Below are 6121 nucleotides of genomic sequence, written 5' to 3' on the forward strand. Positions count from 1 at the left end.
AATTACAACTGAATATTCTTACAATATTTCATGCGTGGAGAAAGGCTATTTTCCAAGGAGGAGAGGACTCATGAATACCGGCTACGATCCTTTTTTTCTCAATGAAAAGCACCCGATTCCACTGCCATTGCCACAAGGCCGTGTCGCTGCCGAGGCGCTTGATGACGGAGCTGTTTTCGACTTCACGCATTTTTCCATCGTCATGAACCAGCGCACGCGTTTCGCTATTTTTTCTGCTGCCTGCGTCGATATCTTGCGGGCAACCCCTGTCACCCGGGACAATTCCTCCTGGCATTTTGACGAGCGAATCGGGGAGGAAAATCAGGTCGGCCCCGAATATTACGCGCGAAACGATTATGACAAAGGCCATCTGACCCGCCGCAGAGACATCTGCTGGGGAGAGCGCCGGGAAGCAGAGCAGGCCAACTACGACTCGTTCTGCTACGCCAACATCGCACTGCAGCATCATCACTTCAACACCGGAATCTGGAACTGCCTGGAGGACTGGGTCATCCAGCGGCTGCAAGCGGCAAAGCGGTTGGTCATTCTTACCGGGCCGATTCACAAGGACGATGACGAGGAGTACTGTGGTGTAGATGGCAATCCTGGATCGCCCATAGCGGCGCATCCTGGATCGCCCATAGCGGCGCATCCTGGCTGCGCCGTTCATATCCCTTTTGGCTTCTGGAAAAGCGTCTTGTACGCCAATGAAGAACAGCAAATCTCGTGCCTCTCCTTTCTCATCCGACAAAGTCCCGAGCGCTCCACTGATCGCTGTGAGTATCAGCGTCTAGTGACCTACCAAGTGCCGCTCGAGACCATCGCCAAAGAGACGAGCCTGCGCTTTGACGCAAGTCTCTATCTGCGCAACCCACTCTTTTGGGAGCCTCGTCTCGTATCGTCAGAGGGAAAGCAGGAAGTGAGCGAGCTGATTCCCATTTACCAGCCGTCCGACATCAGGTGGAGCACTCCTGCTCCTTGATCCGATACCAGTACGGATAGATTTCCTGATACCCCAGTTTTTCATAGAGCCGAAGAGCAGGTGTGTTATCCACTACGACCTGCAAATAGGAGCGCTTGGCCCCACGCTCAATCCCCCACTGCAAAATATTCAATACCAGCTGCTCACCGTATCCGCGCTTGCGATGGCTTGGGGCCGTCACGATGTCATAAAGTCCGATGTGCTCTCGTTCCAGCACACCAATGCCGCAGGCGACGACCTCCCCTTCTGCATACAGGACGGCATAGCAGCAGGCGGGTATGATCTTTCGTAGCGTCTGAGTCATGGTCTGCTTCTCCCTCTCGTCCTTTTCCGAGAGGCGGCAAAACACATCTACCCATTCATCCGCACATTCCTCGTAGATTTGGACCGAATGCATGGCCGGTGCTGCCATTGCTGCAAGCGAGACCATTTGAACACTGGTATCCGCAAACAGTTTATATCCCCGCTCCTCCAAGAGGGCATCCAACTTGGCCGGTTGAGAATACGGCGTCATTTTGAAGATCGTGGGCAGCTTTTTGCTTCCGTAGTGCCGTTCACACGCGGCGATTTTTTGCTCCAGATCACCCGCCGGAGGATAGAGTGGATAGACAGAATTCGCCCGTTTGGTATACCCGTCTGCAAAGCGCAGCAGCCAGCCGTCGTCTACCATCGTCTCCAGAGCAGGCCAAGCATTGATGGACAGTTCCTCGACATTCACATGCATCGTGATCAGCTCCTTTTGAATCCAATAATAATTCATTTTATTGTATAAATATACATCCCATCTCTAAAAATCCCCCTTCCCATTCGACGAGGGCGGGGGATTTTTTCCTTGTCCTTCTATCAATTCCTGTAGTATTTCTTCTGGCTACCTTCTTCTCGTACCTGAAGGTCGCCGTTTGTCAGCAAATATTGCAAGCAGGCATTCGTTTCGCCCAAATCAATCCACTTTTGAAACAGGCTGCGATCCGCCGGAAATATAGCGAGCGAAATTTCGTAGGCGGTTCGTCCTCCTGCCGCGAGCTCGCGCACAGCATCCAGACGTGACTGGTAATAGTCGATTACCTCTGCAATCCGCTCCTGCGCATCATAAAAGATGGGTCCATGCCCAGGAAGTACGGCGGCAATTTCCATGGCTTGCATCTTCGACAGCGTAGCCAGATAGGTCTGCAAAGGATTCGAATCTCCGTAGCCGTGGTAGGAAATATACGGCATCGTCTCCCGCGTCAGGTGATCGCCAGAGATGAGCAGTTTCTTTTGCTCGTTGTAAAAACAGATATGTCCAGGCGTATGTCCGGGCAAGTGGATTGCCTCAAACGCAAGCTCTCCCAGCTGAAAGCGGTCGCCAACGTTCAAAGGCTGCAAGTCAGTCGGATAGGGCGAAGTAGGGCGGACGAACGCCGCAGCATTTTCTTGCAGCTGAAGGACGCTCTCTTGCGGCAGCCCCGCTGATAGGTAATACGCCTGGAATGTCTCGGGCGTCCAGCCATAGAGGGACAGCTCGCGGTCGATTTCGTTCAGGTGAACGGGTGCCCCTGTCCATTCCTGAAGCAAACCGGAAAATCCGAAATGATCGCCATGCTGATGCGTCAAAACGATGCTTTCGATATCCTTTGTCGGGTCAATTCCATGATTGGCAAAGACTTCTTCCCACGTTTTCCGTGTAACCTCCCATTTCAGCCCCGTGTCCACAATGATCCATTTTCCTTCTCTTTTTGCCAAATAACAGTGTACGTTATCGTTCCAGTAAGGCAGTGGGATCGTCACCTGAAAAATACCGTATTCCTCCATGATTTTCTTCCCCCTTCTATTTTTCGTTCCTTTCTCCCTTGCGAATGTCTATTTTCATGATAACGTGAGATCGCGCACATTTTAAATCTCTCGTATACTTATAGAAAAAGATTGTACGGAAAAGAGGAGTATCGTGAGCAAAACAACTGAACGAATCGATGGGCGGAATCTTCGGTCGCTCCAGACTCGTCATAAATTGTTGAAAGCCGCTCAAGCTGTTTTCATTGAGAATGGATACCAGAGGGCAACGATCACCCAAATCATCAAGAAAGCAAAGACCGGATACGGTACAGCCTATGTCCACTTTTCGGGAAAAGACGACTTGTTGATTGTTTTGATGGATGACATCATGAACCGGTTCTACGAGATTGCCGAGATGAGCTACCAGCCGTCCACCAAACAAGAGGCGATCTCGATGATTACGACGCAAGCCAGCCTGTTTTTGGAAAATGCGATCGAGCAAAAAGCGATCCTGCAAGTATTTGTCGAGGCTATTCGCTTTTCTGACAAGGCCCATCAAAAGTGGGACGAGATCCGGGAAAAATTCGTAGAGAGAATCGCGAGTGACGTAGCCTACGCACAGGCAAAAGGCCTCGCTCGTGCGGATGTAGATCGCGATTTGATTGCCCGCAACTGGTTTTCCCTCAACGAGACACAGCTTTGGGACCTTGTGAACGGCAAAAACAGGCACTCTGTTCAAGAAATCGTGCGAAACATGACCATCCTGTACACGAGCGGACTGTATCCTTCGTGATCACCCTCCTGCTCGCAAGCAAAGAGCCGATCGTTCCCGGTTCCGGAACAATCGCTCTTTTTGTTTGTGCCTATCCCTTGTGAACAAACTTTTTCGCAGCTGTTTCTGTACGACCATGACGGTTGACGTTTTTCTTCTTCCAGATCCAGTATGCAATCACGAGGAAGATCAACCAAGGTATGCCAAATTGCAGCATCATTTTAAATGGCGTAAACCACGTAGTCACGATCAGGCTGAGCAGCAGAACCCCTCCCAGTATGGTCAAATATGGGAAGCCGATCATTTTCACCGGCAGTTTGCGCCCGCCGTTTTTCTCCCATTGCTTGCGGAAAAACAGATGCGAGACAAAAATCATCAGCCAGGTAAAAATAGAGCCGAACATGGAGATTCCCATCATGAAAGCGTAGGAGGATTCAGGCAAAACGGCATTCACGCCTGCTGCGACAAAAATACCGAGTGTGGAAATAATGAGTGCCCATGTAGGAATGCCTTTTTTGCTCACTTTTCCCAGGACGGCAGGAGCTTGTTTTTCCAAAGACAGCGAATACATCAAGCGGGTAGATGCGTACAGCTGGCTGTTCATCGCGGAGAGGGCCGCGGTTAAAATGATAAAGTTCATGATTCCGGAGGCACCCGGTATGTTCAATATCTCCATGACTTTGACAAACGGACTCTTGTCTACTCCCGCGGTTTGCCATGGAACAATCAACAGCATGATCGCCATCGTGAGCACGTAAAAAGAGGAAAGACGAAAGACAGTTGCCTTAAGTGCTTTTGGCACCGCGACATCTGGCTCTTTGGCTTCGCCGGCTGTCACGGCAATCTGTTCTGTGCCAAGAAAGCTGAACAAGGAAATAAAGACGGCCACCCATATTCCCCACCAGCCAAATGGCATGAACTGTCCAGAATTCGCGAAATTTTCGAAACCAGCTTTTGATTCCTCAGGCCCACCGACCAAGATGTACGCCCCTAAAAGGATGAACAAGACAATAGCACTTACTTTAATCATGGAGAACCAATATTCAAACGTAGCAAAAGTGTGGACATTGGTGGAATTGACGTAAATCAGCACAATGGCAAAAAACAAAATCCATACAATTCCTGGCACATTCGGGAACCAGTAATTCATATAAACAGCAATCGCGCTGACTTCCACCCCAACTGCCAGCACATTGGACATCCAGTAGGAATAGCGCACGATAAAGCCAGCCCAAGGACTTATGTATTTTTCGGCGATCGTACCAAACGCACCTGAGGTCGGATGGGCCACGGTCATTTCCGCCAAACAGCCCATTAATAGCAAAACAATAATAGCGCCTACTCCATAGCTGATCAAAACTCCTGGTCCTGCTGTCCCGATCGCAAGGCCACTTCCCAGAAACAGGCCCGTACCGATCGCACAGCCCATCGCCATCATGGTGAGCTGCCCCGTTTTCAACTCGCGCTTTAATCCTGATTCCCGATTGAGATTCTCCATATGTCATCTCCCTAACTAGCAATATTCAACCCCGCTGTAAGCCCTTACAATAATCCGCTCAAGTGATTGGCGCCACATCTCCTCCGATCATTTTTACTATGGCGAATTTTCTTTCAAGTCTTGCTAGACGAATGCCCTTACTTGAAATGTGACATTATATCAATAATATACTGACAAGTTGACATCATGTCAACATTTCCGAAACAAGCCGTTTTCTCTATTTTTAATCTGTTGATTTGCTAGACGGTTCATAAGAAAACCTCTATCGAGGCCTATTAAAGGAGGAGCGACCGCGTTTTAGCGGAAAGTTTCCATGCGCTCCAGAATTCATAAGCATTACGCTTATAAATTCCTACACGTTCAAAAAAAACCAGTCAATTCCCGCCCCCTTCGAGCGAGTTTTCACTGGTTTTTCTTCGGCTTATCCTCTGTTTTGATTCAGGATCCCCAAATATTCCTGCCATGGCCCAACGTCTGCCCGATACCTCTGTGCCATCACCCTCACGATTTGAGCGATATGCGTCAAATCATGAACCGCCCACGTCGAGATCAGCTCTCTTACTTTAACCACACCAAATGCCGGATGAAATCCCGTTTTCTCCAGGTCCGACTCCGTCACGACAAGGCTCCCTAGCCTCGTGATGTTCTGTTCCCTTATCTCTTGAAACGCAAGCAGCAATTGTTCAAGCGACTTTGCAGCAGCCTCTTCCTTCATGTGCGCGAAACGATCAAACGATGGAAATGGCTTGCTTTCCCCCTCTTGCAGGATCAATTTCAATCTGGGTATCCAGTTCGTTTTTTCGCCTTCAATGAGATGTTCAACGACCTGTACGGGATTCCAGGTTCCCTCGCCTTCATTGGCCCCGAGCCACCCGCCCGACAGCCCAGATAGGAATTGCTTCAATGTCTGTGGCGTCCGCTCCAGAATCTCGATCGCTTCCTGCCGATTAAAATTCATGAATCCGCTCCCCCTCCCGAAAATTTCAGCTCCATACATAGATGACAGCATAAGGCTGACCCTGGCAGTATTAGATTAATTTTACCACATAGACCATTTCTTGGGCCGCCGCTAAAAATTAGAAAACTTGGCCCCGCCAGCTTTGTGGCGGAGCCTTAG

At 49.7% G+C, this 6121-nt stretch carries 6 protein-coding genes; 2 read left to right on the top strand and 4 right to left on the bottom strand.

The window, feature by feature from the left end:
• Positions 1-70 precede the first annotated feature (70 nt).
• A complete protein-coding gene (locus EDM55_RS20945; RefSeq protein ID WP_122961302.1) occupies positions 71-982 on the top strand; it encodes a DNA/RNA non-specific endonuclease in 912 nt (303 codons plus the stop codon).
• Here the strand turns inward: EDM55_RS20945 and EDM55_RS20950 are convergent.
• On the bottom strand, positions 957-1706 hold the full coding sequence (locus EDM55_RS20950) for a GNAT family N-acetyltransferase (protein WP_122961308.1): 750 nt from the start codon (positions 1704-1706) through the stop codon (positions 957-959). The two genes, EDM55_RS20945 and EDM55_RS20950, sit on opposite strands and share 26 nt — an antisense overlap.
• Before the next feature lie 119 nt (positions 1707-1825).
• Positions 1826-2773, bottom strand: a complete 948-nt coding sequence (locus tag EDM55_RS20955) for an MBL fold metallo-hydrolase (protein WP_122961303.1) — start codon at positions 2771-2773, stop codon at positions 1826-1828.
• A gap of 133 nt (positions 2774-2906) precedes the next feature.
• On the opposite strand from EDM55_RS20955, the gene EDM55_RS20960 reads away from it, so the two are divergent.
• Positions 2907-3527, top strand: a complete 621-nt coding sequence (locus tag EDM55_RS20960) for a TetR/AcrR family transcriptional regulator (protein WP_174769309.1) — start codon at positions 2907-2909, stop codon at positions 3525-3527.
• Positions 3528-3597: 70 nt separating this feature from the next.
• On the opposite strand, the gene EDM55_RS20965 is transcribed toward EDM55_RS20960, so the two are convergent.
• A complete protein-coding gene (locus tag EDM55_RS20965; RefSeq protein ID WP_122961304.1) occupies positions 3598-5004 on the bottom strand; it encodes an amino acid permease in 1407 nt (468 codons plus the stop codon).
• A gap of 421 nt (positions 5005-5425) precedes the next feature.
• On the bottom strand, positions 5426-5962 hold the full coding sequence (locus EDM55_RS20970; protein ID WP_092274484.1) for a DinB family protein: 537 nt from the start codon (positions 5960-5962) through the stop codon (positions 5426-5428).
• Positions 5963-6121 lie beyond the last annotated feature (159 nt).

The sequence above is a fragment of the Brevibacillus centrosporus genome (genome assembly GCF_003710815.1).
GTDB lineage: Bacteria > Bacillota > Bacilli > Brevibacillales > Brevibacillaceae > Brevibacillus > Brevibacillus centrosporus.